We start from the raw sequence: 23,865 nt of genomic DNA, 5'->3' as shown, positions 1-23,865 counted from the left end.
TGCTCGACAACGTTGTCTGAAGGGGCCCGCAGATTCTTCGGCGATTCCGGTCCGCGCGTCAACGGGTGTGACGCCGACCGTTCACCGGCTTTCGCGGGGTGCTGCCGGCGTCACATCCGGGGCCTGAGCCACCTCAGCTTCGCCGCCGCCTGGTACGGCCCGCCGCCCTCGTGGGCGTTGAAGTCGTACACCTCGATGGACCTGTCCTCGTGGTCCCAGGCGTTGAAGGCCGCGAACACCGTGGAGGGCGGGCACGTCTGGTCCTCGAGCGCGGTGGAGAAGAGCGCGGGTGCCCGGCCACGAGCGGCGAAGTGGACGCCGTCGAAGTAGGAGAGCGTGCGCAGCGCTTCTCCGGTGCGGCCGCGATGCGTGCGGAGGAACAGGCCGATCTCCCGGTACGGGCCCGAGTCCGTCAGGGTGACGGCGCGCGGGAAGTCGCACAGGAACGGCACGTCCGGGGCGACCGCCAGCAGGTCGGGGACCAGTCCTGCCACCGCTATCGAGATGCCTCCGCCCTGGCTCTCACCGATGACCGCGGTACGGGAGGCGTCGGTGAGCGGATGCGTGCGGGCGGCCTCCACCGCCCGCACGGCATCGGTGAACACCCGCCGGTAGTAGTGGTTCTCGGGCGCGTCGATCCCGCGGGTCATGAATCCCGGGTAGGCGGGGGCGGCGCCCACCGGGTCCGGGGTGTCCCCGCCCCCGCCCCAGCCACTGCCCTGACCGCGGGTGTCCATCACGAAGTGCGCCCGGCCGGTGGACGCCCAGAGCAGGTGCTCGTGGGGCAGGCCCCGCCCGCCTCCGTACCCCACGAACTCCACGACGAGGGGCACCGGCTCGGCGATCTCCGCGGGCAGCGTCAGCCAGCCCTTCACCGGGTGACCGCCGAAGCCGGCGAACGTGGCGTCGTACACCCGCACGGTGCTGAGGCCCGTGTCGACGGGCTCGAAGCGGGCGTCGAGGTCGTACCGCCGGGCCTCCGCCAGGGTGGCGGACCAGAACGCGTCGAAGTCGTCCGGTTCGGCGGAGGCGCTGCGGTAACGGTGCAGCTGTTCGCGTGGAAGGTCGAAGAGTGCCATGCGGGACTGCTCTCCCCAGGAGGACGGACGGTCGTGTGGTGCGTACCCGGTTCGGGCGGGGACCGGGGCTATCCCCGGGCCACCGCGATGGATCCGGCGAGGCGTTCGCCCGCTTCGTAGATCATGTACGGGACGCCGTGGTCCGTGCCGAAGGAGGGGGCCGCGGCCCGGCCGTTCTCGGGCGCCGACGAGCGGGAGTCGTAGAAGACGCCGAGGTGCTTGCGGAGCGAGAAGTCCTTGCCCACCTCGGTGATCATGAGGTCGCCGCCGCTCTCCTTGTCCTTGTTGTAGACGACGAACGCGGAGCCGCCGCGGGTCAGCAGGTGCGGCCCGCCGACGTTGACCGCGCCGACGTCCGAGTGGCGCACCAGCGGCGTCTGGGCGAAGGTCCAGTCGCGACCGTCCGCGGACCAGCCCCAGCCGATGTCCCGGTGGTTGGTGGTGTTGTTGAGCATGAACAGCATCACGTAGTGGGCGCCGCGGGCGGGAAGGTCGTGCCGGAACACCCGGGCGTAGGACGTCTCGGTGGTGCCGGCGGGCATCATGGACGTGTTCAGAACCACCTTGTCGTAGGTGAAGTGGATCCCGTCCTTCGAGCGGGCGAGGCGGGTGGTGGTGTTCTCGCCGTGGAAGTACAGCCAGAACTCCTTGAGGTCCTCCCTCCACAGCACGTGCGGCGAGGAGACGTGGCTGACCGAGTAGTGCGGGTCCCATCTGTTCGCCACGATGGGGTTGTCCGGGTACTCGGTGAACGGGCCTTCCAGGGAGTCGCCGTAGGCCAGGCAGATGCCGCCCGGCGCGTCGTGCGGCGCGTAGTAGAGGTAGTACCGGCCCAGGGGACGCGCCAGCTTGTCGTACACCCCGCGGACCGTGGGGAAGATGATCTCGCCGGTCGGGTTGTACTTCAGCTGCGACGGGGTGAGCAGCGTGCGGACGTAGGCGTAGTCCGGGAATCCGCCGGGCGCGGCGGAGGCGGACGGCGTGACCAGCCCGCCGACGGTGAGCGCCGCGCCGGAGAGGGCGGTGGCGCGCAGGAACATACGGCGGTCGAGGCCGGACTGCGGCTCGGGCATGATCGGCTCCCTCGGGTCGGATACTGCGGGTCGGATACTGCGGGTCGGGCACTGCGGGTTCGGTGGCTACGGGGCGCGGTGGTCCGCGCGGATGTCCGGAACGCGGATCGGGCCGGCTCCGGTCACAGCTCGGTGAAGGCGGTGACGCACAGACCGCCGAAGGCCACGGCCCACACGTACGGCAGGGTGCGCACCATCACCTGGTGCGGGGAGACGCCCGCGTACTGGGCGCTCCACACGGTCTGGGTGCTGGTCGGGTCGGACACGCCGAAGACCTGGTTGTACGAGGCGGTCATGCCGAGGACGGCGACGGCCGGGTAGATGCCGGTGGCGACGAGGACGCCCGCGATGCCGGCGCCGAGGCCGAAGACGTTCAGCGGGCCCCGGAACAGGCACAGCGGCACCAGCAGGGTGAAGACGAGGATGAACAGGACGGTGTTCTGCGGGCTGACGGCCTTGACGAGGGGCTGCAGGGCGTCGACCGCGCCGGGCAGCTTGACCGCGGCGAGCAGGATACCGATGGCCACGAAGAGGGCGATGGGCGGGGCGGCCACCTCGAACCCGCCGTAGAGGGTGCGCAGCAGGCGGCGGTTCATCTCCCGCGGCCGGGTCGTCGTCACCAGCGCGTACAGCACGCCGCCCAGCAGCGAGGGGATGATGGCCACGTCCAGGCCGAGGGCGAGGACGAGGGGCACCGCCGGGGTGAGCAGGGCGTACCAGGGGGCGTCGCCGAGCCGCCGGCGGCGGTCGGCGCGCGAGGGCCGTGTCCGCGCCGCCTTCAGGGGCCAGGTGTGCTCGACGCCGCGGCGCCGGGACTCCACCAGCACATAGGCGACGGCGGCCACCAGGGCGAACGGGAACAGCTTCACCATGAAGCCGCGCACCGTGCCGATGGGCAGGTCCAGGGCGGTGGAGAAGAACTGCCACACCGGCAGTTCGAAGGGCACGCCGACGGCTATCCCCATCAGGACCGTGCCCGCGGCGGTCACCTTGGGGATACCCACCGCGATCATCGCGGGGATGCCGATCAGACCGGCGAGCATCGCCGCGGGCGCCGATCCGGTCACGGTGCCGACCAGCGCGGACACGGCGAGCACGCCGAGGGCGACGAACACCGGCCGGTCGCCGCCGAATTCGACGATCTTGCGGACCAGGGTGCCCGCGATCCCGGTCTCCTCCAGGAGCTTGCCGAGCCATGAGCCCAGCAGGATCGCGATCATCGTGGCGGCGAGCGCGGACGCCCCCTCCTGGAGCACCGTGTCGAGCACGCTCTCCTTGCCGGTGAGCGGAGCGCCCGCCAGGAACGCGATCACCACGGCGAGCAGCACCAGGGCGAACGCCGTGGGCAGTTTGCGGGTGAGCATGGCGGCGACTCCCACCGCCATGACGAGCAGGATGACGACACCCATCGGTCAGTTCTCGCTTTCGAAGGACACGGCGGCGGCCAGCGCCTCCGTGAGCAGCAGAGGGCTGCGGCCCAGGCCGCACGCGGTCTGGGCGTAGGCGTGCGCGGCGATCTCGTCCGCGCCCGCGACGTACGCGTACAGGCGGCGCCGCCCGAGCCGCAGTGCCGTGTGGCCGAGCGCGCGCTTGAACTCCGCGCGCACCGGGGCGTGGTGGAGCCAGGCGTGCGCCTGCTCGTGGGCGAGGGCGGCGGCGCGCACCGACCCTTCCGGGAACCAGTGGCGCCAGCCGCGCTCGGCGACCAGCCGCTCGGCGCGTGCCACGGTGTCGGCGTACACCTCGACGACCGGCGGCCGGGACCGGTAGCGGGCGAACAGCCCGGCCTCCAGTCCGCCGTCCCGCTCGACCACCCGGACGGTCTGGTGCCGCACGGTCATCCGGCGGCCGAACTCCGAGGCGGTACGGGCCCATTGGCCGAGCAGCGCGGGGTCGCGGCCCTCGTGCGTGGGGGTGCCCGCGAGGAGGCGTACCGCGAGGTCCAGGTCGTGGTCGTCGTTCATGTCCGGGACTCCACGACGGCGACGACCGGCTCCCCGGATCCGCGCGGGCGCAGTTCGGTGCGGGCCAGCGCCAGCAGCGCCTCGGGGTCGAGGACGCCGGAGAGGTCCGCGATCCGGCCGCCGACCAGGAGCCGTACCGCGGGGGCCCGCACCCCTCCGTCGCCGTAGGAGGTGGTGTCACGCACCAGTGCGGCCAGTGCCTCGCCGGACTCCGCGACGGTCATGGTCGCCACCCGGGCGTCCGGCGCGCCGAGCCGCACCACGCCGTCCGCGTCGACCACGCGCACCGGGTGGCGGTCGGCCCGCAGCCGGCGCCGTACCTCGGTGCCGTACACCGTGTACGCGCCCGTCCCCGCCAGCACCCGCACCTGTGCCTCCGCCGTCTTGAGGCTGGTGGCGGCGGCGCGCAGCCGCTCATCGGCGTCGGCGCGGTGGGAGCGGTCCTGGGTGCGCAGTTCGGTGGCGCCCGTGGCGACCGCCCGGACGGTGTTGGTCTGCGGGTCGACGGTCACCTCCACCTCGACGCCGTCGGCGGCGGCGCCCTGTGCGACGACGGCCTGTTCGGCCTCGGCGCGTACCGCGAGGATCTGTTCCTGGGTGGCGCCGGGCACGATGCGCTCGACCTGTTCGCGCACCAGCGCCAGCGCCACCCCGATGGGGCTGATGACCTCGCTGTGCCGGGCGATGCGTCCTTCGAGCCCGAGGGAGGCGGCCAGGTGCGGCGTCACCGCCGCCGCTCCCCCGCCGCCGCCCACGAGGAGTGCGGTGTCGCGGTCCAGGCGGTAGTCGCGGATCATCGCCTCCACCACCGTCCCGACCTGTTCGGTGCCCGCGTCGAGCACCGCCCGTGCCGCACCGGCCACGTCCGTGCCGAGCGCGGCGGCCACCGGGGCGAGGGCGGCCCGCGCCACCTCCTGGTCGGCGCGTGCGAAGTCCCCCTCGCTGACCCGCCCGAGGGCGTTGGCCGCACAGGTCATGGTGACCGCGAAGCGGCCGCCTGCGGCGTCCAGGACCAGGTAGTCGCCGGGGTCGCCGGCCATCGGCCGGACCGTGGCCACCCGGGCGTCGCGCAGGTCGCCGGGCGAGGCGAAGCAGGCGTAGGGCAGGCCCGCGATGTGGGCGCTGCGCGGGCCGACGCCGACCACCCGGCCGCCGGAGACACGCACCATGGAACCGCCGCCGACGCCGACGGTGCGGACGTCGAGCGCGTTCAGGTACGAGGGCCTGCCGAGGATCGTGGCCTGGCGCACGGCGACCCTGCCCCGCCGTACGACGCTGATGTCGGTGGAGGTGCCGCCCGTCTCCAGGAACAGGCCCTCGCTGATCCGCTCCCGCATCAGCGCCCCGGCGACGCCCGCCGCCGGGCCCGACAGGACCGTCAGAAGGGGGCGGCGGCGCATCTCGTCCAGGGACATGACGCCGCCGTCGCAGCGCATCACCATCAGCGGGGCCGTCACACCGGCCTTCGTGATGGACGCGTCCACCAGGTCGGCCGTGGTGAGCATCCGGGGCAGGATCGCGGCGTTGACCACCGCCGTCCGCGTCCGCTTGTGCAGTCCGTACATCGAGGTGATCTCGTGGGCGGCGGCCAGCGGCAGGCCGGTCCTCCGCGCGGCGTCGAGGACGGCCCGCTCGCCCTCGGGCCGGTCCACGCCGAACGGCTCGGTGGCGACGAGGACATCGGCCCCGTCCGCGCGCACCCGCTCCACGGCCGCCAGCACCGCGGCCTCGTCGAAGGGGTCGGCCACATGGGCGTAGGCCAGCGGGAGCCGCTTGCCGGGGGTGAGTTCGAGCTTGCCGAAGGAAGCGAGCCGCCGGGTGACCACCGCGCCGGGGCCGGCGCCGATCCCGATCAGGCCGACCTTGGCGACGTCGCCCTCCAGCAGGGCGTTGGTGGCCTGCGTCGTGCCGTGGGCCAGGAAGACCACGTCGGACGCGGTGCGCCCGGACTCGTCCAGGAGCCGCCGCAGCGCCTGGACGATACCGTGGGCGACGCCGTCCTCGTGGTGGTGGCTGGTGGGCACCTTCACCTGGCCCACCAGGGTCAGCGTGGCGGCGTCGACCGCCACGGCGTCGGTGAACGTGCCGCCCACGTCGATACCGACGCGGATGCGACGGTCTGGAGTCATGGCGGGCACCTCCTTGTGCGTTGACATGGGTGGGTCGAAGACGTGGGGGGCTACCAGGGAAAGTGGGCGGTGACGCGGGGGCCGGTGAGGCGGGGGCCGGTGACGCGGCGGGCCGGGTCAGTAGCCGCGGACATCGGGCCAGCGGCGCTGCACGCCCCAGCGGTCCAGGAGGCGGCCGAACTCCTCGAACCGCTTGTCCTCGGCCTGCACCTGGTGCGGTTCGACCCCCTCGTCCAGGCAGTGGGCGGCGAGGGCGCCGGCGACCTCTCCGACGTTCCACTCGACCGGGTGCAGCCGGTAGCAGCCGTTGGTGATGTGCGTGGTGCCGATGTTCTTCCCGGCGGGCAGCAGGTTGCGCACCCTGCGCGGCACCAGCGCGCCGAGCGGGATCTCGAACGGCACGGAGCCGATGTCGATGTAGGTGTCCCCGCCCGTCGAGGGGTGCAGGTCGATGCGGTAGCCGCCGACCCCGACCGAGTCGCGGTAGCGGGTCCTGCCGTACACCCCGACGACGTCGATCGCGACATCCTGCTCGATCACGGTCGTCACCGCCTTGATGCGCCGCGACTCGCGCACATAGGCCGCCTTGGCCAGGCCGTCCGCGGTGCCGGTGACGTCCGGGCGGATACGCAGGCCCGGGAACCCGGTGCCGCCGTCCGCACGCGGCGCCTCCGTCTGGAGCCAGTACAGCACCGACAGCGACAACTGACGGGCCTCGCGCAGGGCTTCGGCCTCCTGGCCGATGTACGGCTTGAGCCAGTAGTCGTTCAGCGGCCAGTTGACGAGGGTGATGTCCGAGCCGAAGGCGCCCGGCCGGTGCAGCCCGCGGGCGAGGATCCGGCGGAACCCCCACAGCTCCTTGTCCCCGGCGTCGGCGCTCTGGTCGGCGCTGACCGCCAGCGGGTCGAGGTCCGGGTTGGGCACGAAGGTGCGGGGCACGGGCTCCAGGGTGCGCGGGTCGGGCGCCTCGAAGCCGAGCAGCGGCCCCGGCCAGAAGCCGGGCCGGTAGGAACGCCAGAAGTCGTACGTCTCGGGCCGCTCCACGGTGTGGTCCTCGCCTTCATGGTGCGAGAGCGCGAAACACACCGTGATGCCCTGCTGATTGTCCGGCCGCGCCTCGGCGGGGGCGTGCGGCTCACCGAACTCGTCCTGCGCCTCGGCCCCGGCCGCGTGCTCCACTCCGGCGAGCGCCAGCAGTTCACCGGTCTCGGTGGCGTCGATGACATACCGGGCGGTGAACGTGGTCGGCTCACCGCCGCGCAGGTCGCGCACGGTCACCGCGCGGATCACATCGCCGTCCGTCTCGGCCGACAGGGCGCGGTGCTCGGTCAGGACGGTCAGCAGACCGGCGGCCCGGAACGGGGCGAGCATGCCCTCCAGCACGGCCAGCGCCACCCGCGGTTCGTGGCACAGCTTGCTGACCCGGCCGGCCCCCGGGTTCAGCTCCGCGAGCCCCCGCGCCTCGGCGCGCAGCGGGTACCACTGGCGGTAGTACGCGCGGATGCCCTCGCGCAGGGCGCGGTAGGTCGCCGTCGTGCCGAACTGCTCCACCCAGGGGTGCTCGTCCGGCGGCACTGCCTGCGCGGTGAGCTGGCCGCCGATCCAGTCGGTCTCCTCGGTCATCACGACGCGCCGGCCGGCCCGGCAGGCGGCGAGCGCGGCGGCGACGCCGCCGAGGCCGCCACCGACGATCAGGATGTCCGGTTCTGCTCTCACGGTGCTCCTCGGGGGTGAGGGTGGTGCCTTGGGTGTCAGGGGGGTGTTGGCCGGGCCGGCCGGGGGCCCGGAGGGCCCGAGGTCCGGGGGGCCCGAGGTCCGGGGGACCCGAGGTCCGGGGGACCCGAGGTCCGGGGGACCCGAGGTCCGGGGGACCCGAGGTCCGGGGGTGTCATGGCCGACGGCCGGGTGGCCCCGCCGTCGCGCCGGTCCGGAACTCGCAGGCCACCAACGGCTCGTGCACCTGCTCACCGGCGACCAGGGCGGCGAGGAGCCGTACGGCGGCGGCGCCGAGCTGGTGCCGGGGCACGTCGAACCCCGTGGGCACGAGCCCCCCGGCCAGGTCCGGCGGCGGACTGCCGAGCAGGGCCAGCGAGACGTCCCCGGGGCAGTCGAGCCCCGCCTCCCGGACGGCCGCGTCCAGCGCCCGCCAGGCCGCACCGGTGTCCGTCTCCTCCGCGACGAACGCCGTCACCCCGTCCGCGACCAGCGCGCGCACCCGCTCCGCCGTCACCTCGTGCACCGGGTCGGCGCAGCGCAGCACCGCCGCCGGGCCGGTCTCGGCACCGGTCTCCTCGAGCCCCTCCAGGAAGCCGCGCTCGCGGTCCGCGGACGCCGGGGCGTCGTCGTCCTCGCGCACCAGGACGATGCGCCGGTGGCCCAGTGCCGCCAGGTGCGCCACGACGGCGCGGCTGGCGCTGAGGTAGTCGGCGCCGACCCAGGCCAGCCCCTCCAGCTCGTCGCGCCGGCCCAGATGGACCACCGGGAAGCCGTCGGCCACCAGCCGCTTCAGCTCCGCACGCGGCACGTGGCGGCCGAGGAAGAGGCAGCCGTCGGCCAGGCGCACCCGGCTCAGCGCGTCCGGCCCCGCCGCGCCCGCTCCGCCGCTGCTCGATCCGGTGAAGAGCACCAGGTCGAAGCCGCGGGCCGCCGCCTCCTGCTCCACACCGACGAGGAACGGGTAGTACGAGTGCTGCACATCCGTCGGGAACGTCGCGGTGAAGCTGAAGACGCCGAGGAGGTTGTTGCGCACGGCGGCCAGCCGCCGCGCCGCCGGGTCGTGCGCGTACCCGAGGCTGCGGGCGGCGTCGAGGACGCGCTGCCGCGTCTCCTTGGAGATCGTCGCGGCCTTGCCGTCCGTACGCGCCGACAGCACGAGCGAGACGGTGGCCTGGGAGACCCCGGCGAGCTGCGCCACCTCGGCCTGCCGGGGCCGGGAGGTGCGGCCCGCGGAGCCGGTGTTACGGCCTCGCTTCGCCCGCTTCCGCGACTGCTCCACGCTTGCGTCCTTCTCATCGAGGGTGCTGGTTATGCGCATTACTTATGCGCATAACCAGCACCCTGCAGGCAGCGGACGGAGCGGGTCAAGCCCTGTGCGTCAGGTCTTCGCACCGGATCGGGGGTCCACACCTGTCCCGGTCCCGGATGAGGTATTCGGCAGGGACAGAGCCATCGATTGCCGGCATGGGAGCGACCTGGTCACCCCGCTGCTCCGGCCTCCCACGCAATGCACTTCGCGCTAGACCTCACCTCTGAGATCATCTCCAACATGACCACGAGACCTGTCCTCACGACCGCGCTAGACGGCCCGCTGGCGCTGCTCACGCCAACCTCCAACTGAAGGAAAACGGCGTTGACCGGGAGTAGAGTCCCAGGTCAGCAAGTGTCGGCCCCGCGCCAGCGGGGGTGGTTCGTCCTGGTCCACCCGCGCCCTGCTGGCCGAGGCGTCGGCCCCGCGCCAGCGGGGGTGGTTCCTCGATACCGGTCGGGAGGGATTCGTATTCCTGGTCGGCCCCGCGCCAGCGGGGGTGGTTCCTGACGGACAATCAGGGAAACCGGGCCCCGCACGTCGGCCCCGCGCCAGCGGGGGTGGTTGTGAGCCCGTAACGCCAGAGGCTGGGCGGAGTTCGCCCGCCGCGTCCAGCGTTCCAGCACAGCACGCTCATCAGAGTGCGGTATGTCGGCTTTTGGGGCCAGTGCTGCTCGGTGAGGAAGGCGTGGGCGGCGGTGACGAGGGTGGCGTGGTGGTACCAACCGTTCCAGGAGCGGCCTTCGAAGTGGGTCCGCCCGGGGCAGGTACAGCTGCCAGTTCAGCGGGCACGAGGCCGTGTCGAACACCGCGTGCACGCTGACGGCCCCTGGCAGTTGGCCTGCTTGCCCAGCGCACCGCAGTACTGGTGGGCGACGCCGACCGACATCCTGCCGTCCTTGGGGAATGACACATCATCGACCGCCCAGGCGTCCGGGGCGATCTGCGGCACCATCCGCTCCGCGATCCGCCGGCGCACCGGCACCGGATCCCACGTGGACTGGTTCACGAACTGCTGCAGGTTCTGCTCATTGCCGTCCGGCAGCCGCGAAGCCATGGCCTGGATGGATTTGACCGCCCCGTCCGTCATCAGTCCCCGCAGATAGCAGTCGCTCTTGCCCGCTGGTTCTTGCGTGGTGCCGAGGCGAACACATCAGCCACGTATAACGCCAGCATCGCCCGTACACGGTTCACTTCATGTGCGTCCACCTACTCACCATGCCCCTGAACAAGGTCGACACACAGACCTAACGGAGTTCTACTAGGACGTGGAGGACGAACGCCTTTCACAGATCGTCGTCGAGCGACTGTGGCTCACGTACCCACATCAGGTCGAGGAAGTAGCGCTCAGTGTTTTGCGTATGTCGCCAGTTATTCGGGAGTCGGGCGCTCCGACCGGAATCAGCTAGTTGACTGAGGACGGTGTCGTAGTAGTCGCGCATGGCTTGTCGACCCGTCCACCAGGAAAACCCTTCGTAGAATCCAGCACGGGGGAGGTCCATGGCACCTGCAGGACCGTAGGTGAGCTGATTTATTACAAGGTTCCCGGTTGCGGATTCGATGGTGACGGTGGTGCTTCCTTCGGCGTCGGACGGAGGACATGGTGGTGGTGCATCCCAAATCCGAATAGTGATCCGGACGGGGATATCGGCTTGGAGGCTGTGTAGATACAGGTGGTAGCCATTGCCGGCTACCACCTGATGTCGTGCAGCGTCCATGGCAGCTGCATCGTCGAGGTAAGCGTCTGCGTCATAAATTTCGGTGAATCGACTTCCTGGAGTGGCGTCGACGCTGTACTCGGCGACGAGCCCCATAGGGCGAGCCCTTCTCTTAGTTAGTGATCTTCACGTAGAACGGATCACCGTCGAGGATCCGATTGAGAGTGTACATCGAGTTGAGTCGCCGCCCGCCTGCTTCGTTGTCGGTACTCTCGATCAGGCGGACGGAGTATCGGTCGTCGCCTTGTTGGATCCCTCTTCGGCAGAGGCGAAAGGGTACTCGTCGCACTGCAAGTCTGTTCCGCTGCAGTTGCCCCAAGACGTCATTACACTCGGCGATGGAATGATCGCGGTTATCTTGCTGCTTTTTTGCGTCAACGAGACGATGCAAGGGTCCCTTTTCTCCGGGTGCGGTTTTACCTAGAAAGGAAGGGAAGGTCCGCTCGGGGCGTCGTCAGGTGCGCAATGCGAGCCCACCGGTGCGGCGTCACGCTGCGGCGGACCCTCAGGCGGCTGGTTCCTGGACAGTTGACTCCGCCGACACCAAGATCCCCGACAGAGTCAAGGTGAGATCACCCCACCCATGCCCAGCCAACACCAACCCCCCTACCAGTTACGGGAAAACCTCTACCGGACGCCCTACCTGGTGAAAGCCCGAGGCTCGAGCGCACGCAACGACGGGCAGTGTTGAGACGGGGAGGCCGCCTGCGCCTCGCAACAGCACCGGCACGGGACTGGCGTCTTCACAGACGCCCTTGGCTGGCTCGAAGCACTGCCGCACCCGGCTGACCAGCTGCACTCCGTCCTTCAAGCGGCACCACGACGGCCGGAGCTGTGAACCCGGCGTCTACCCGGTGCGGCAGTCGTACAATCGGTCTGCCCATTCACAGAATTTCCGGCTCGAACAAGCGTAAGGGCCCGACGGGAAGATGACGGGCCCTCATGGAAGATCGAGGTGAGGAAACAGCGGGGGTCAGCTGTTGATTCTGTTCCAGATCTCACCGTAGGCGGCGAGTTCGCTGAAACCTCCGTCGACCGGCAAGTCGATTCCGGTCACGAAGCTGGAGTCATCGCTTGCGAGGAAAAGTGCGGCCGAAGCCATCTCATCCGCGTCTGCCGCGCGGCCGAGGGCAGTCATGCTCACCAGACTCTTGAATAGGGTGCTTCCCGAATCCATCATCGGGGTGTCGACCACGCCCGGATGCATGGCGTTGACCCGAATCCCCTTCGCGGCGAGATCGATGGCCGCGGACTTGGTCATCCCTCGCACTCCCCACTTGGAGGAGGAGTATGCGGCGACAGGATGACCCATGATTCCTGCCGTGGACCCGATATTGATGATGCTTCCGCCGCCCGTCCGCTCCATCAACGGCGCGCAGGCCTGCATACCGAGGAACTGTCCCGTCAGATTGACGTCGAGGATGGTGTCCCACGCCTCGCGCGAAGTGGCGGTGAGTGAATGGCGGACATTGGTCCCGGCGTTGTTGATGAGGATGTCGAGGCGGCCCGTCTCCGCTTCGACCTCACTGATCACCCGGTTCCATTGCGCGGGGTCGGTGACATCGAGCACTTTGAAGTGAGCCTTGCCCCCAGCCATGCGGATCTCCTCCGCGACCTTCTCGCCCTGCTCGGCGAGAAGATCGCACAGGTAGACGATCGCGCCCTCGCGGGCGAACCGACGTGCTTCGGCCTCGCCCTGGCCACGGGCACCTCCGGTAATGAGCGCGACCTTGCCTGCGAGCCGTGCACTCCCGCCGGGCGCCGGACGGCTGTGGCTCTCGCCGCCTACTGTGGACAACTCCTCAACCGTGTCCACGGGATCGAGGAGGAGTGTGTCCACCCGTTCGATCTGCGACATGTCGAAGCCCGCCATGTCGCGCCGGAAGCCTTCACTTTCCATGTAGTCGCGGATAACCGTGCGGGGATCGTCTCCGTCCTGGAAGCTGACCAGGGCGACGACGGCCTTCGGGTTTCCAGGCACCCGGGAGAACCCGTGTGTCACGACGTTGAACTCGGCCAGCGTCGCTATATGAGCCTCCCACCGTTCCAGGTAGTCAGGTACGGCGGACTCCGATGCCAGATGGTACGTACGCTTTTGATAAACAGGCACTCTGTTTTCCTTCACTGCTTGCCCTGCTGAGCAGGGCAAACCTTTCCTTGCAGCCGGTGGACTGGCCCGTCCTCGCCGAGATCGCTCAGCATCAGATGAAGGTGCGCGTTGGCCTGGTCCAGGTGCATGCGGTCAACAGGGGCGAGCAGTCGCTCAATACTCGCATTGACACGAAAAGTCGCTTCCCGCGCCAACGCCATTCCCGTAGCAGTGATGCGGATCATGCGGCCTCGCCGGTCCGAGGGCTCACATTGCCGTTCGATGTAACCCTCACGCTGCAGTCGACGGAGAATATTGCTCAGGCCGCCCGTGGTCAGCAGCAGACCTTCCGAAAGCTGCCGCGGGCGAAGGCCGTCGGACTGCGCCGCGAGTGCGACGAGGACGTCGAACTCTGCGCGCGACAAGTGGCAGCTGCCCGCGGCCGACACGACGACCCTGTCCAGCAGCGAGTGCAGCCGTCCGACGTGCTGAGCGAACTCAACGACGGGGCCGGGTGGTGGCGGTACCTCGATGGGATCGAACACTCTTCGAGATTAGTTCATCAAGAAAGCTTTCTCAATGCATGCATGCGCAACCAACCTGTCCAGTTCCACAACAGACACCGACCACACCAGGGCATCGCCAACGCCAGACCGCTGCACCCCTTGCCCCCGCCGATCGATGACCCGGACACGTCCTGGCCGACTACGTCCGCCACGAGCTCATCGTCCACGTCCCCGCCGGCACCGCCCACCGGTGCACCGCTCAGGGCACCCGCTCCCTGACCACCGGCTCGTGGCTGCTGATGCCGAGCGGCCTGCACGGCTCCGTCTCCGCCACGTGGCTCAGCACCCCACGCCCCACCCGCCCCCGGTGTGTTGACCCTGGCGAACTGTCCGAAGCGCTGCGGCAGGTCGACCAGACTGGCACCGCCTGAGACGAACGCGAGCGTCGCGGCAATCCACGGTTCCCGCACCGGGGAGTCCTCCCGCGCCACCACCCGGTCCAGGCCACCGGAAACGCACTGACCCGCCTCAGCTCCGCCGGAGCGCCTCACCTGAAGAAGTGAAGGCCGCTCTCACAACTGGTCGGGCGGTGCGATTTTCAGTGCGAGCGCTGGCCTGCTGGTGAACAGGCCGGACTGTGCGACGTCGAGCGCCCGAAGGTGCGGCGGTAGGCGGTGGGGGTGGTGCCCAGTGCCCGCCGAAAGTGCAGCCGCAGGTTGGCTGCCGTGCCCAGTCCGCACTCCCGCGCCACCCGGTCCACCGAGTGGTCCGTGGTTTCCAGCAGTTCCCGTGCCCTGCTGAGGCGGGCGCCCTGCAACCACTGCAACGGGGTCGTGCCCGTCTCCTCGGTGAACCGGCGCATGAAGGTCCGCTGCGAAAGGCCCGCGTGCCGGGCGAGCACGCGCAGCGTGAGTGGCTCGCCGAGCCGGTGCAGGGCCCATTCCCGGGTACCGGACAGCGACGCCTCACCGGCCGTCGCGACGGGAGCCGGCACGTACTGGGCCTGCCCGCCGTCCCGGTGTGGGGCGGCCACCAGACCGCGGGCGATCTCGTTGGCCACCACCGCTCCCAGGTCGCGGCGTACGAGGTGCAGACACAGGTCGATGCCGCAGCACACCCCGGCCGAGGTGAGCACGTCGCCCTCGTCGACGTAGAGCACGTCGCGGTCGACCTCGACGGCCGGGAAGTCCCGCTCGAACTCGTCGATGTGTTTCCAGTGGGTCGTGGCGTGCAGCCCGTCCAGCACGCCCGCCGCGGCCAGTGCGAAGGGCCCGTGCAGATCGACACCACACGCTTGCCCCGGTCGCGGGCCTCGGCCAGCGTGCCGAGCACGGCGTCCGGCAGCGGCAGTATCGGTTCGAATCCCGGCACGATCACGGTGTCGGCGCCGCGCACCTGCTCCAGATCCCCACCGGCGATCAGGGCGAAGCCCGCGGTGGTGGCCACCTTCGCGTCCAGCGCGCATACGGTCATCTCGTAGGGGGTTTCCGGCCGGGTGGTGAAGATCTGCGTCGGGATCGCCAGGTCCAGCGGGGTGACCCCGTCCAGCGCCAGGACCGCGACTCGATGCACTGTCATGGCAGGATTCTATCGAAGTGAGGGAATTTTGCCTCTCGCCAGGTCAGGGCGGTCGCGGCCAGGCTGAAGACATGACCGGACCTACCCGCGAGGCGACCGCCGACCTGATCACGCTGCCCGGCACACCGCTTGCCGACGCCGTCGTGAACCTCATCCGGCCGGTGGAAACGCCGTCCGTGTTCAACCACAGCATCCGCAGCTACCTGTTCGCCCGGCTGGTGGCCGGCCGCCTCGGCCTGGCCGCCGGCCACGACTACCACGACGACCTGTTGTTCGCCGCGTGCGCGATGCACGACCTCGGCGTGGCGTCGGACGGCCCGCACAGCCAGCGGTTCGAGGTCGAAGGCGCCGACCGGGCCGCCGCGTTCCTCATCGACCGCGGAGTGCCCGCAGCCGACGCCGACCAGGTCTGGCAGGCCATCGCCCTGCACACCTCCCCGGGCATCGCGGAACGCCGCGGCACGCTGTGCGTGCTCCTCCGCGAAGGCCTCGCCCTCGACTTCGGCGGCGCAATGGGCGCCGGCCACCTCGACGCCCTCACCGACGAGCAGGCCGACGCCGTGCACACCGCCTATCCACGGCTGGACATGATCCGCTCACTCACCGACGCGATCGTCGCGCAGGCCGCGAAGAACCCGAAGAACGCACCCCGGTACGCGATCCCCGGCGAATTCCTCCGCGAACGCCAGACCTTCGGCCGGACCCGGATGGAGCACGCCTGCCGCTCGTCCCGCTGGGGCAACTGACTCCGCGGACTCCACACCTTTCGTCAACAAAGATTGCCTTTCGTCAACAAAGAAAAGGAAGCACCGCCATGACCATCCACACCGTCGAGGTCCCCGAGGGCAACGCCGTCTTCGGGCAGACCACCAGCGCCTTCGCGGGCTTCGGCTATTCCGCTGCGGTCCGCGCACACGGCCTCCTGTTCATCGCCGGAACGATCGGTCGCCGCGCCGACGGCACCATCCCGGACACCATCGAAGAGCAGACCGAGATCGCCCTCCGGAAAATCGAGGAGATCCTCCGACTGGAGAACCTCGACCTGTCCGCCCTCGTCGACGTCACCAGCTACCACGTCGACATCCGCCGGCACCTGCCCGGCTTCATCGAGGCCAAGCAGCGCCTCGTCGCACCGCCCTACCCGACCTGGACGATCATCGGGGTCAGCGGCCTCGCCAGTCCGGGACTCCTCGTCGAAATCCGCGCGACCGCCGCGTACCCCGACGCATCCCGGTAGCCGCCGCTCGTGGGCCCGCTCCCGGGCCCACGAGCCCGTCGGCGACTGACGTGAGGCCGTCATGAAAACCGCTGGGCGTCCCGGCCTGCCCGCCCTCGCGCTGCTGGCCTCGATGATCGTGTCGTTCCTGGCCTCCGCGGCCGCACCGACACCGCTGTACGCCAGTTACGCGGGCGCATGGCTTTTCTCCTCGCTGACCACCACCATCGTCTTCGGCACGTATACCGTCGCCGTGCCGGCCGCGCTACTCCTGCTCGGCAGAACCTCCGACCACCTCGGCCGCAAACCGGTGCCGCTGACCGCGCCGGCGCTGCAGATCCTCGCCATGGTCGTCTTCAGCGAAGCCGGCGGTGTCGGCGGCTTGCTCGCCGGGCGGGATCCACTCCACAACCAGTGTCCGAGCCGGTGTCCGACGTCGCGGATGGCGTGGCCGCCTGCCCGGACAACGCCGCGCGGTGACCGCCCCCCGCGGCGAACCGTACGGCTCGCGACTCAACGAAGACGCCCCTGCGGCCGGCCGCCGCACGGCACGGACGCCGTGGATGCCGTGGACGCGTACCGGCCGCTCCCAAAGACATCGCCGCCCGCGACGCGGTGTGCCCGGCCCCGCCCCATCGAGGTTGACTGTGAATCCTGCCCGTCCCTCCACCCAGAGCCCGTCGCGGCGCGGCGAGACCGTCGTCCCCGCGCGGCGTCCCGGCGTCGGCAGCCTCGTGCTGCTGGCCTCGATCGTCGTGTCCTTCCTGGCCGCCTCCAGCGCACCGACCCCGCTGTACGCGGCCTACGCCCGCATGTGGGACTTCTCGCCGATCACCACCACCGTCGTCTTCGGCGTGTACGCGATCGCCGTACTGCTCGCGCTGCTGGTGCTCGGACGGCTGTCCGACCACGTCGGCCGTCGGCCGGTGCTGCTGGCCGCGCTCGCGGTGCAGACGGCCGCGATGGTGGTGCTCACCACCGCGGACGGGGTCGGAGCCCTGCTGGCCGGCCGGGTACTGCAAGGTGTTTCCACCGGTGGGGCGCTCGGCGCGCTCGGTGCGGCGATGGTCGACGTCGACCGTGGCCGCGGCACGGTGGCCAACGCGGCCGCGCCGGGAATCGGTACCGGCACCGGAGCGCTGCTGTCCGGGCTGCTGGTCCAGTATGCGCCGGCGCCCACCCACCTGGTCTATCTCCTGCTCGTCGGCGTCTTCCTCCTGCAAGGTGTCGCGGTGGCCCTGATGCCGGAGACCGTGTCCCGCAGGCCCGGTGCGCGCGCCGCGGTCGTACCCGAGTTCACGGTGCCCGCCGGCCTGCGCGGCCCGGTGCTCGCGGCGGCGCCGATCCTGTTCGCCGTGTGGGCGCTCGCGGGTTTCTACGGATCGCTCGGTCCGGCACTGGCGAGGCAGCTGTCCGGCTCCTCCTCGGTGGTGCTGGGCGCGCTCGGGTTCTTCCTGCTCGCCGTGGTCGGATCGCTGGCGACCGTTGTGCTCGGCCGCATGGCACCCCGCACGGTGATGCTGGTCGGCATCGCGATGCTCGTGGTGGCCGGGACAGGCACGCTGGTCGCCGTCGACCAGTCCTCGACCGTCGGATTCTTCAGCAGCACCGCCGTCGCGGGCGTCGGTTTCGGGGCCGGTTTCCAGGGAGGGATGCGTACCGTCGTGCCCCTGGTCGCGGAGCACGAGCGTGCCGGTGTTCTGTCGGCGGTCTACGTGGTCTGCTACCTGGGCATGAGCCTGCCCGCCGTCATCGCCGGGGTCCTCGTCGTGCACGGGGGCGGTCTGGCGGCCGCGACACGGGACTATTCGTGGTTCGTGGTGGCGCTCGCCGTCATGACGCTGGTCGCCCTCCTGCGCCCCAAAGCGCCGGCCGCGGCCGGATGCCAGGACACACCGGGCTGAGGGGGCCGGCGCCCCGGAGTTCCAACGTACGCGCTGCCCCGGCGCAGGGGGCGTCGGTCCCGTCGACGCCCCCTGCGCCGCGATCCCGTCGATGTCGAGGGCGCGAGCACGCTGGTGGGCACGCCCGGTCCGGGCAGCGTCTTGACCCGACGGCGTCCGCGCCTGAGCGCTCGGCGAACGCCCACCACAGCGATCCGAAGGCGTCGCGTACGGCATCGCGCACAGCTGTGTCTCGTCTGCTGCGCACCGGGCAACCCGGCACCCGCGCACCCCACTTGCCCATCCGCGCCTACGGCGACACCGGCTCCGCCGGGGGCGAGAGATCGCTGCTGGATCTCTTCGGGCGTAGCTGGGTGCTCCGGTCGGCCGACCCGCGATGGTCACGCGCCGCCACCGCGGCCGGCCACCGCACCGGCGTCGGAGTCGAGTTCGTCCTCATCGGCAGCGACGCCCACCCCGTCGTCCCGGAGGCATCCGCCGCCGCACGACGGAGCAACCCTGGTGCGTCCCAACGGATACATCGCCTGGCGGAGCGCCACCGCGCCCGCCCGCCCCATCGCGGCCCCGCACAACGCCCTGGAGACGACGTCCGCGGCCGCCCCGCGCAGCCCCGCTGAGGCAATCGACCAGGACCGGCGGACCGACGCCTCAGACCACGAAGCGCGTGCGCGAATGGATACACCTGGCCCGTGGTGCCGGATCGATCCGGCACCACGGGCCAGGTGTCGAGCAGGTTCCGGGCGGGCCGGCCGAGCGCCCCACCCCCGGCCCGGATTCCGGGACTCCTCGCCCAAGCCCTCCCGACCTTGACAAGTGCTCATCGCGCTGACTCTGAACCGCCCACTCTCCGTATCAGCACGGGGTCTGTTTCCCCCACCCACACCAAACCTTTGTCCTGCGCCTTCGAGATGAATACCGCGCGTTCAATCCCACAACAGGCGCTGAGCGGCTCCTTCCCCAGTGGTGGGAAGCGGTGAGTTCGCGACGACCGACCACGGCGGGATCCTTGCGCATGTTGGCATTTTCTTGACTCGTGGATGTGACGGAGCGACGCGACGCTTGAGGGCGGACGTCGAACCTGATGTGACGAGACGAAAGGAAGCCGATGGTGGCGGAGACAACCGTGGCCACGACGTCATGCGTTATCGCCGCGTACACGACCGTCGGCCTCGCACACCGAGGCTTTCGATGCCCCCTGTGCGTCGACTGCGTCGATGTTTCGCCTCAAGGGCCTGATGGGGTTTCTCGCGCAGGTCGCCGCGCAGGTCGGGACCACGGTGGGCGCCGCCGAGCCTGCTCGGCGGGCGCCGACATCCTCCGGAACACCGACATGCGGTATCCGTGTGCTGCTCCGGATGGCCTCCACGGTGCCTTGACCGAAAAGTTCCCGCGGTTCGTCGCCGACCGTTTCGGCAGGCCGCAGTCGCCCCGGGACACTGGGGCTGTCGCGGCGCACTCCGCCATCACCGATGTGCCGGGGTTCCGCCTGCCGGCCTCCGTGGCCGCGCCCTCGAAGGCCGGCCCGTCCCCCCGGGGTCTTGACCTGCGGCAGCGCAGTGTCGGCGATGAGAGACGTCCTGCGGTTGCCCCACCGTCCTGCTGGGTGACGTCCCCGCGTGGGTGGCGACGTGGGTCCGTCTTCTCCGCGAGCTGGAGACCCCGCGACTCCCGGGATCGACGTCCCCTTCCCTGAGTCGCAGTTCGGGCACCTTTCCGGCCGTGACCTCGATGCCGCGCACACGGTACGCCGGACGCCGCTCGACCGCTCCCACTCACACCGAGACGTCAGAGGCAAAACCGCGTCCCGGCCGAACCCCGGTGTGTTCTTCCCCGCATCTTTCGCGCCTCGATACAGCAACACGAGAGGAAACGCCACGTGACCATCTCCCCCCGACCCGGCCTGGCGAACAATTGAGGCCGGTGAGACCCCGGTGAGGAACTCCGCGCGCCGAACCTCATCACCGAGAAGGTGGTGCGGGCGCGGGCCGCCGCGGAGGTGCGGACCGGTCGGCGGGTGTCACCGGCGCAGCCCGTCGTGCCGACCCCGATCGTCAGGAGCCCTTTCGCGCCCACGACGGCGGATGCTTCCCCCGTGCAGCGGGGATGTCCCACACCGGTGCGGCCGGGGCGGCCGATCTGACGCTGGTGCAGAGCCATCGCGCGAACTCGGCCCATGTCGACGCGCCGGCACGCTGGTCGAGCGACGCCGAGGTCCACCCGGGCCGTCTGAGGGGCCAGGCCGTGACGGCCGGAGACGTCACCTTCACCTCGGGCTCGGCCGCACGGCCCAAGCCGACGTCGTTTACTCATGGTTGTCCGCCACGCGGTTGCCATCAGCGCAGCTTTCGAACTGACCGAACCGGCCGGGTGTTGCAGCTCGCCGACCCGGGTTTCTGGACCGCGTCCTGCCCTGGGCGCGGACCGTCCGGCCCGGCAGGGTGACACTGGAGCGCGGAGAAGCAGTGGAACTGCTCGAATACGCCACTACCCACCGGCGCGATCTCGTGCTGAAGCCCACGGTGCTGCACGGTGGCAGCGGCATAGTGCTGGGTTCGAACACGACCAAGGAGGACTGGGCCGCGCACCTCGACGCCGCACTCGGCAACCCGTACGTGCTGCAGCGCCGGATCCGGCCCGTCACCGAACTGTTCCCGGACGAGGGCGGCCGCCTGCAGCCCTGGCGGACAGTCTGGGGTGTGTTCACCATGGAGCGCGGCTTCGCCGGTGTACTGGCGCGCGGCACCCGCCTGGAGACCAGCACGGGCGTGGTGAACATCGCCAACGGCGCACACGGCGGTACGGCACTGTATGAACTGGCGCCCACGGGCATCGGCGGGTGAACAGCTCGGCTCACTCCACCCGACTCGTACCGGACCGGCATACGTCGCACGCAGACCGGCCGACGACGAAATTGCCCGTCAAAGGGCCCTCTCCGACGGCCGCGCGGAGGCACACCGGTCGCGGCCGGCGGTTGATGACAGTCCTTGACGTGTGCAGCGCCATCGCTGGTACACACAGCACAACCACTTTCTGAAGGGGTAGGAATGACGGGAAGTTCGATACCCGAGGAAGAACTCGCATGGCTGGACGCGACGGCGCAGGCCGACCTGGTCCGCCGCAAGGTGCTGTCGCCGACGGAACTCGTGGAGGCGGCGATCGGGCGGATCGAGCGGCTCGACCGCAGACTCAACGCCGTGGTCACGCCGCTGTTCGAGAAAGCTCTCGCCGCGGCGGGTGCGGCCGGGCTGCCGGACGGCCCTTTCCGCGGGGTGCCCATGCTGCTCAAGGATTTTCTCTGTCTCACCGCGGGCGATCCCGCCTACGGTGGGATGCGCGCGCTGCGAGACCGGGACTGGCGCGCTCCTGAGGACTCCGTCCTCGCGGCCCGTTTCCGCTCGGCCGGATTCGTGTTCTGCGGAAAGACGAACCTTCCCGAACTGGCCACCAGCATCACCACGGAACCGCTCGCGCACGGGGCGACCAGGAACCCCTGGGACCTGACCCGCTCCCCCGGGGGCTCGAGCGGTGGATCGGCGGCCGCGGTGGCCGCGGGCATGGTCCCGGTGGCACACGGCAACGACATGGCGGGCTCAATCCGGATGCCGGCCAGCGCCTGCGGAGTCGTCGGTCTCAAGCCCTCGCGGGCGCGTACCACACTGGGCCCCGCATACGGCGAGTACTGGGGGCCGGTGACGCACGAACACGTGCTGACCAGGTCCGTCCGTGACACCGCGGCCGTGCTGGACGCGACGGCGGGGCCCGCGTCCGGCGACCCGTACACCGCCCCACCCGCCTTGCGGCCCTACCGCGAGGAGGTCGGCGCCGATCCCGGCGTCCTGCGGATCGGTTTCCGTACGACCCCGCCGGGTGCGACAAACCCGGCCCACAAGGACTGTGTGGCGGCGGTCGAGCACGCAGCCCGCCTGCTCGACTCGCTCGGCCATCGCGTCGAGCCGACGAGCGCCCCCTGCCTGGACGACCCGGCCCTCTTCGAGGCGCTGGTGCCGCTGTTCGCGGCGGTCCTGGCCTGGGAACTTGACCAGTGGTCGGAGCGCGTCGGCGAGCGCCTCGAACCGGCGGACCTCGAACCGATGAACGAGATGCTGGCCAGGGTGGGCCGCTCGGTCACGGCCGCGCAGTGGCTCTCCGGCACCCAGGCGTGGCAGCGGTGGGCGCGCGGCGTGGCAGGACTCTGGGACGAGGAGGTCGATGTGCTGCTCACGCCGACGCTGCCCGCGCCGCCTGCGGTGCTGGGCGCACTCGCGCCCACGGCGCAGAGCCCCGAGGAACTGGTGGCCGCCGTGAGCGAGGGCATCGCCTTCACGGTGCCGTTCAATGTCACCGGCCAGCCCGCCATCTCCCTGCCGCTGTACCGCAGCGACGACGGGCTGCCGATCGGTGTGCAGCTCGTCGCCGCCTACGGACGGGAGGACGTGCTGATCCGGCTGGCCTCACAACTCGAACAGACCGCTCCCTGGTCGGGGGAGCGCCCCCCGTCCTTCGACTGAACGAATCGGTCCGGAAGGGGCGCGCGTGCGTGACACACAGCGCCACGCCGAGGCGTGCGCACCGGCCTGCGCCGATCTGCGCGTCCCGACCGCTCCTGGACGAGGATGCCTGGTATGCCTGGTCGACTTCTCGCATGCGGTTCTCGACTCCGCCCACGTGCGCGCTAAAAGGTGCGGACTTGCAGATCCGAGTCTCGTGGACCGGGGTAAGGAGTGCTTTCAGAAAGCTGGGAGTTTGCGGGCGAGGATCATGCAGTGGGCAAGTTGGAGGAATGCGTCGTGCATGTCGTCCCGGGACTCCCGGCGCATACGTAAGCGACGTGGGCCGTGGAGATGGGCGATGGCGGATTCGGCGACCCAGCGGACGCGGCCCAGCCCCGGCCCGTGGGCCTGTCCGCGACGCGCGATCCGTGGAGTGATGCGCCGTTCACGGAGCCGTCGGCGGTAGATGTCGCGGTCCTACCCGCGATCGGCATACACCGCTCGCGGTTTGCGCCGGGGCCGCCCCCGCTTGCCCCGCACCGGTGGCAGACCATCGACCAGGGGCAGGAGCTGGGTGACGTCGTTGCGGTGGGCGCCGGTCAGCGACACCCGCAGCGGGATACCGTTCCCGTCGGTCAGCACATGGTGCTTCGAGCCCGGCCGCGCGGTCAACCGGACTCGGACCGACTTTTGGGCGGCTTCGCCCCCGCTTGGCCTGCACATGAGACGAATCGATCGCGGCACGGGAGAAGTCCAGACGCTCCGCTGCCCGCAACCGGTCCAAGAGCACCTGCTGAAGGTCACCCCACACTCCGGCTGCCTGCCATTCGGCCAGCCGCCGCCAGCACGTCGGCCCTGAACCGAATCCCAGCTCCTGCGGCAGGAACTCCCACTGGATCCCCGTGTAGAGCACGAACAAGATGCCCTGCAACGTCTTGCGGTCGTCAATCCGCTTACGTCCCGGATACCGATAGCGGCGTTCGTGCCTGGGCAGGAGCGGTTCGATCACCGCCCACAGCTCGTCACTGATCTCCCACGGCTTCGGCCGGATCATCCTCACCCCCGAGGAACGAGATCACCTGCACCTCCACCGA

16 protein-coding genes and 3 pseudogenes are annotated in these 23,865 nt (G+C 70.4%); 5 read left to right on the top strand and 14 right to left on the bottom strand.

The features are described 5' to 3' along the window. Nucleotides 1-110: 110 nt before the first annotated feature. From AXW62_RS04575 to AXW62_RS04525, 13 genes and pseudogenes are all read right to left on the bottom strand, one after another. Nucleotides 111-1,079, bottom strand: coding sequence for an acetylxylan esterase (locus tag AXW62_RS04575; RefSeq protein WP_060943341.1), 969 nt, complete (start codon nucleotides 1,077-1,079; stop codon nucleotides 111-113). A gap of 68 nt (nucleotides 1,080-1,147) precedes the next feature. Continuing rightward, nucleotides 1,148-2,152 carry a glycoside hydrolase family protein gene (locus AXW62_RS04570; RefSeq protein WP_060943340.1) on the bottom strand — a complete coding sequence of 335 codons (1,005 nt, stop codon included), beginning with the start codon at nucleotides 2,150-2,152 and terminating at the stop codon, nucleotides 1,148-1,150. 122 nt (nucleotides 2,153-2,274) lie between these two features. After that, nucleotides 2,275-3,561, bottom strand: coding sequence for a TRAP transporter large permease subunit (locus tag AXW62_RS04565; protein WP_060943339.1), 1,287 nt, complete (start codon nucleotides 3,559-3,561; stop codon nucleotides 2,275-2,277). Between the two features lie 3 nt (nucleotides 3,562-3,564). Then, complete coding sequence (locus tag AXW62_RS04560) at nucleotides 3,565-4,116, bottom strand: hypothetical protein (RefSeq protein WP_060943338.1); 552 nt, start codon at nucleotides 4,114-4,116, stop codon at nucleotides 3,565-3,567. Further along, nucleotides 4,113-6,245 (bottom strand): hydantoinase/oxoprolinase family protein, encoded by a 2,133-nt coding sequence (locus AXW62_RS04555; protein ID WP_107406224.1) that lies wholly within the window; start codon nucleotides 6,243-6,245, stop codon nucleotides 4,113-4,115. Before AXW62_RS04555 ends, AXW62_RS04560 begins: the two co-directional genes overlap by 4 nt. A gap of 117 nt (nucleotides 6,246-6,362) precedes the next feature. After that, nucleotides 6,363-7,961: an FAD-dependent oxidoreductase gene (locus AXW62_RS04550; protein WP_060943336.1), complete on the bottom strand. Its 1,599-nt coding sequence runs from the start codon at nucleotides 7,959-7,961 to the stop codon at nucleotides 6,363-6,365. Between the two features lie 172 nt (nucleotides 7,962-8,133). Beyond that, nucleotides 8,134-9,159, bottom strand: coding sequence for a LacI family DNA-binding transcriptional regulator (locus tag AXW62_RS04545; protein ID WP_060943365.1), 1,026 nt, complete (start codon nucleotides 9,157-9,159; stop codon nucleotides 8,134-8,136). Between the two features lie 877 nt (nucleotides 9,160-10,036). Continuing rightward, nucleotides 10,037-10,479, bottom strand: a pseudogene (locus AXW62_RS04540) (IS701 family transposase); the annotation flags it as partial. 77 nt (nucleotides 10,480-10,556) lie between these two features. Beyond that, nucleotides 10,557-11,084, bottom strand: coding sequence for a hypothetical protein (locus AXW62_RS40445; RefSeq protein WP_079106028.1), 528 nt, complete (start codon nucleotides 11,082-11,084; stop codon nucleotides 10,557-10,559). A gap of 120 nt (nucleotides 11,085-11,204) precedes the next feature. Further along, on the bottom strand, nucleotides 11,205-11,315 hold the full coding sequence (locus AXW62_RS47400; protein ID WP_422398428.1) for a NucA/NucB deoxyribonuclease domain-containing protein: 111 nt from the start codon (nucleotides 11,313-11,315) through the stop codon (nucleotides 11,205-11,207). A gap of 646 nt (nucleotides 11,316-11,961) precedes the next feature. Next, complete coding sequence (locus AXW62_RS04535; protein ID WP_252368498.1) at nucleotides 11,962-13,098, bottom strand: SDR family NAD(P)-dependent oxidoreductase; 1,137 nt, start codon at nucleotides 13,096-13,098, stop codon at nucleotides 11,962-11,964. Nucleotides 13,099-13,109: 11 nt separating this feature from the next. Then, entirely contained in the window at nucleotides 13,110-13,622 is a 513-nt protein-coding gene (locus tag AXW62_RS04530; protein ID WP_060943335.1) for a MarR family winged helix-turn-helix transcriptional regulator, read from the bottom strand. Between the two features lie 559 nt (nucleotides 13,623-14,181). Further along, nucleotides 14,182-15,161, bottom strand: a pseudogene (locus tag AXW62_RS04525) (GlxA family transcriptional regulator). A gap of 71 nt (nucleotides 15,162-15,232) precedes the next feature. Between AXW62_RS04525 and AXW62_RS04520 the strand changes: the two are divergent. From AXW62_RS04520 to AXW62_RS04500, 5 genes are all read left to right on the top strand, one after another. Then, nucleotides 15,233-15,907: an HD domain-containing protein gene (locus AXW62_RS04520; RefSeq protein ID WP_030840286.1), complete on the top strand. Its 675-nt coding sequence runs from the start codon at nucleotides 15,233-15,235 to the stop codon at nucleotides 15,905-15,907. Nucleotides 15,908-15,975: 68 nt separating this feature from the next. Beyond that, nucleotides 15,976-16,398, top strand: coding sequence for a RidA family protein (locus AXW62_RS04515; protein WP_060943334.1), 423 nt, complete (start codon nucleotides 15,976-15,978; stop codon nucleotides 16,396-16,398). 626 nt (nucleotides 16,399-17,024) lie between these two features. After that, a complete protein-coding gene (locus tag AXW62_RS04510) occupies nucleotides 17,025-18,281 on the top strand; it encodes an MFS transporter (protein ID WP_252368497.1) in 1,257 nt (418 codons plus the stop codon). A gap of 2,462 nt (nucleotides 18,282-20,743) precedes the next feature. Next, complete coding sequence (locus AXW62_RS04505; protein ID WP_060943333.1) at nucleotides 20,744-21,121, top strand: ATP-grasp domain-containing protein; 378 nt, start codon at nucleotides 20,744-20,746, stop codon at nucleotides 21,119-21,121. A gap of 204 nt (nucleotides 21,122-21,325) precedes the next feature. Then, nucleotides 21,326-22,789 (top strand): amidase, encoded by a 1,464-nt coding sequence (locus AXW62_RS04500; protein WP_060943332.1) that lies wholly within the window; start codon nucleotides 21,326-21,328, stop codon nucleotides 22,787-22,789. A 219-nt stretch (nucleotides 22,790-23,008) separates the two neighbouring features. On the opposite strand, the pseudogene AXW62_RS04495 reads toward AXW62_RS04500, so the two are convergent. Further along, nucleotides 23,009-23,825: pseudogene (locus tag AXW62_RS04495) on the bottom strand (IS5 family transposase). Nucleotides 23,826-23,865 lie beyond the last annotated feature (40 nt).

This window comes from Streptomyces hygroscopicus subsp. hygroscopicus, assembly GCF_001553455.1.
GTDB lineage: Bacteria > Actinomycetota > Actinomycetes > Streptomycetales > Streptomycetaceae > Streptomyces > Streptomyces hygroscopicus.
The sequence above is the reverse complement of the archived record's forward strand: the minus strand, read 5'-3'. Positions and strand labels throughout refer to the sequence as shown.

Coding starts and splice junctions, on each gene's coding strand:
- AXW62_RS04575 (WP_060943341.1), bottom strand. CDS start 1,079: ATGGCACTCTTCGACCTTCCACGCGAACAGCTGCACCGTTACCGCAGC.
- AXW62_RS04570 (WP_060943340.1), bottom strand. CDS start 2,152: ATGCCCGAGCCGCAGTCCGGCCTCGACCGCCGTATGTTCCTGCGCGCC.
- AXW62_RS04565 (WP_060943339.1), bottom strand. CDS start 3,561: ATGGGTGTCGTCATCCTGCTCGTCATGGCGGTGGGAGTCGCCGCCATG.
- AXW62_RS04560 (WP_060943338.1), bottom strand. CDS start 4,116: ATGAACGACGACCACGACCTGGACCTCGCGGTACGCCTCCTCGCGGGC.
- AXW62_RS04555 (WP_107406224.1), bottom strand. CDS start 6,245: ATGACTCCAGACCGTCGCATCCGCGTCGGTATCGACGTGGGCGGCACG.
- AXW62_RS40445 (WP_079106028.1), bottom strand. CDS start 11,084: ATGGGGCTCGTCGCCGAGTACAGCGTCGACGCCACTCCAGGAAGTCGA.
- AXW62_RS47400 (WP_422398428.1), bottom strand. CDS start 11,315: ATGACGTCTTGGGGCAACTGCAGCGGAACAGACTTGCAGTGCGACGAG.
- AXW62_RS04520 (WP_030840286.1), top strand. CDS start 15,233: ATGACCGGACCTACCCGCGAGGCGACCGCCGACCTGATCACGCTGCCC.
- AXW62_RS04515 (WP_060943334.1), top strand. CDS start 15,976: ATGACCATCCACACCGTCGAGGTCCCCGAGGGCAACGCCGTCTTCGGG.
- AXW62_RS04500 (WP_060943332.1), top strand. CDS start 21,326: ATGACGGGAAGTTCGATACCCGAGGAAGAACTCGCATGGCTGGACGCG.